The sequence below is a fragment of the Phenylobacterium sp. genome, assembly GCF_036402295.1.
Taxonomy (GTDB): domain Bacteria; phylum Pseudomonadota; class Alphaproteobacteria; order Caulobacterales; family Caulobacteraceae; genus Phenylobacterium.
In genome coordinates this window covers 1-2,778 of record NZ_DASWTE010000044.1, presented here as the reverse complement: position 1 = coordinate 2,778, position 2,778 = coordinate 1, and the positions used below count along the sequence as shown (strand labels likewise).

Annotated in this window: 2 protein-coding genes; both read right to left on the bottom strand. The window is 73.9% G+C overall.

Annotation, left to right across the window (positions count from 1 at the left end; genetic code table 11):
- Nucleotides 1-337 precede the first annotated feature (337 nt).
- The gene (locus VGD44_RS02855; RefSeq protein WP_331083677.1) at nucleotides 338-1,963 is read right to left on the bottom strand and encodes a DUF4166 domain-containing protein; all 1,626 of its coding nucleotides are present in this window, start codon (nucleotides 1,961-1,963) and stop codon (nucleotides 338-340) included.
- Nucleotides 1,954-2,403 (bottom strand): thiol-disulfide oxidoreductase DCC family protein, encoded by a 450-nt coding sequence (locus VGD44_RS02850; protein WP_331083675.1) that lies wholly within the window; start codon nucleotides 2,401-2,403, stop codon nucleotides 1,954-1,956. The genes VGD44_RS02855 and VGD44_RS02850 overlap by 10 nt, the downstream gene beginning before the upstream one ends.
- Nucleotides 2,404-2,778: the final 375 nt, after the last annotated feature.

The following is a 2,778-nucleotide window of genomic DNA, read 5'->3' as shown; positions in this document are numbered from 1 at the left end:
CAGGAGGCAGTCGTGGACGTGCTGCGCGGCGCGCAGGTCGAGCCTGGCGAGCTTGGCCAGGAAGACGTCGGCTTCGTCGATCTCGGGCGGGGGGCCGGACATGCGGGCAGTGGAACACGGCCCTACGTCAGAAACGGACGTAACGCGCCATTTCCATCTCAACTTTCTTTGTCATCCCGGTTTCGCCGGCAGGCGAAGACCGCGCCCATTGAGCTCGGCGGCGGTGACAGGGTGCGGGCGGCGACGCAGCGGATCCTCACCAAGCGCCGAGTCCAATGGATCCCGGTCTTGGGCTTTCGCCCAAACCGGGATGACAACGGGGAGGGGGCGGGGCCGTCTACGCCAGTCGGCCGGCGTAGGCGAACATCAGGCCGAGCCAGGGGTGCGCGACGGCGACGCTGAAGCAGTAGGCGCCGTCGCGTTCGAAGGCGCGGGCGCGGATCGTGGGAGCCAGTGCGCGGGGCAGCGGCAGCGGGCCGAGGCGCCAGCCCTGGAAGCGCCAGACGAAGCCGGCGGGCGTCGGCCGGGCGTCGAAGGTGAAGCCGATGGGGCCGAAGCGTTCGTCGAACTGGCCGAGCTCGCGGCCTGGCGTCAGGTGGGAAGTGAACCGGCCGCGGCCGAAGGCGCGGGTCCAGGCCTCGCCGGCGCCCTTCGCGGCGACGGTGACGCGGAGCTCCGGATAGGCGCCCGGCTGTGGGAGACCCATCGCGAAGCGGAGTGGCGCGAGCCAGGCTGAGCCGTGGGCGCGACCGCGTCCTGCAAAGACCGCCGGCGCGCCATGGACGCGGGCGACCTGCGGCGGCAGCTGGTCGAAGCGGTCGCCCAGCACCCGACGGAAGAGCGCGGGCTGGGCGCCGGAGACGCCGAACCGCTCGGTGCGGATCGGCAGGCCCTCTAGCTCGCGGAGGATGGCCTGGAGGTCGACGACGCCGACGCAGGCATGCGCGCCGCGCAGGGTCAGGCGGCCATCCACCAGGCCGCGCAGCACCGCCGCGGCGGCGGCCACAGGGACGTTGGGGCCCGCGCCCTCGTCGGCCGTGAGCGACCAGCGGGCGCGGCGGGGCTCGCCGTCCGGCCCTTCCCCGGTCGCCAGGACCACCATGCCGCCGCGGTCGGATCCAAAGGGCGCCAGCAGGCCGGCAACGCGGCGGAGCGGGTCGGCCAGGGGGGCGAGGCTGCGGGCGAAGCCGAAGCGGACCGGCCAGCTCAGCAGCCACAGACCGAGATGCATGACCGGCAGCTCGAGACCGGCCAGGAACGGCGCGTCGCGGCGCACGTGGAAGCGTTCGGGGACCACGTCGAGGTCGGGCGTCTCGCACAGCGACACCCAGCGGCGCCCGAGGCCGGGGATGTGGACGCGGCGCGGCCCGCTCCAGCCCGGGCGCAGGGTCCAGCGGCCGCCCTCGTACAGCCGGACGGGCCGGCCGACGTAGCTGAGGATCGCCTGCACGACCGAGCGGCCGCGAGGCGCGCGGGCGCCCGGCGAGATGGCCACCAGGGTGGTGTCGACCGCCCGCCAGCCCGCGGTGAGCGCATCGAGCGCAGCGGTCGAGAGCGCCGGGGTGGAACTGGCGCCCGTCACGGCGAGGACGCCCGCCGCGCGCGCCGAGGCGTCGAGGGTCGGCGTGAAGCCCGCAACGAAGTCGCGGCCATCGGCGATGTCGACGTAGTGGGCGCCGGCGGCGATGGCGGCGCGGGCGAGCGCGAGGTCACTGGTCTGGAACGGCCCGGCGGCGTCGACGACGGCGAAGGGGCGCAGCTTGGAGAGATCGGGCCGGGCGCGGTCGAAGGCGGCGACCTCGATGCGGGCCGGGCCGTCCAGGTTGGCGGCGAGGGCTTCCAGCGGGCCGGTGCGGCGCGCCGCCAGGATCAGGTCGATCTCCCAGCAGGCGAGCAGCCGGGCGAGCCGCGCGCCGAACGCGCCCGTCGCGCCGACCAGCAGGATGCGCCGCCTCACGCCCATCCCGGCGGCGGCTCCAGGATGAAGCGGGCGCGCTGCTGCGGTGTCGGGACCATGCAGGCGTCCTTCTTGCCCAGCAGCCGGTAGCGGTTGCGTGCCAAGAGCAGATAGGCCGCGTCGCGCCACCGCTTCGGGATCAGGCCGACGCCGGTGAACAGCGACCAAGGCGGGCCGAGCCGGCGGGCGAGCGCCAGGACGGCGTCGGACGCGTCCAGGGCACGGCCATGGTCGAAGAAGAGGAAGCTGTCGGGGTTCTCGAGGTCGAGGCCGTAGCGGGCGGCGATGGCCCGCCCGAACGGCGACTGCAGCGGCGTGAACCGCATCACGCCCTTGCGGTCGAGCCGCAGCGCCACCTGCACCGAGCCCGAACAGAAGTTGCAGACTCCGTCGAACAGCCAGAGGCCGTCGAGAGGGTCATCCGCGGTTGGGGCCGGCTGGGTCACAGGCTGTGGGTTAGCAGAGGCGACGAAGCTGGGCGAGCGGCGCACCCCCCCTCGGCCCGCGCCGGTCATTGACGTCCGGCAACCGCGAGATCGCCGGCCGCCGTTGGCCTACGGATGCGCTCCTGTCAGGGCAGGAGCGAACTATGACGATCACACGCCGCATCCCGCTCGCAACGGGTCTTCTCGGGCTGGCGGCCTGGCCGGCGCGGAGCCTCGCCGACGTTTCAGCGCATAGGAGATCCGGCATGACCGACCAGGAAGCCCACGCGTTCGTCGAACGCTTCGCCGCAGCATGGGCCGCCAAGGACGGCGCCGCGTTCCTGCGGCTCTGGCGCCCCGAGGGCCAGTTGCACTACCCGTTCGCCAGCCGCGTGA

Coding starts and splice junctions, on each gene's coding strand:
- VGD44_RS02855 (WP_331083677.1), bottom strand. CDS start 1,963: ATGGGCGTGAGGCGGCGCATCCTGCTGGTCGGCGCGACGGGCGCGTTC.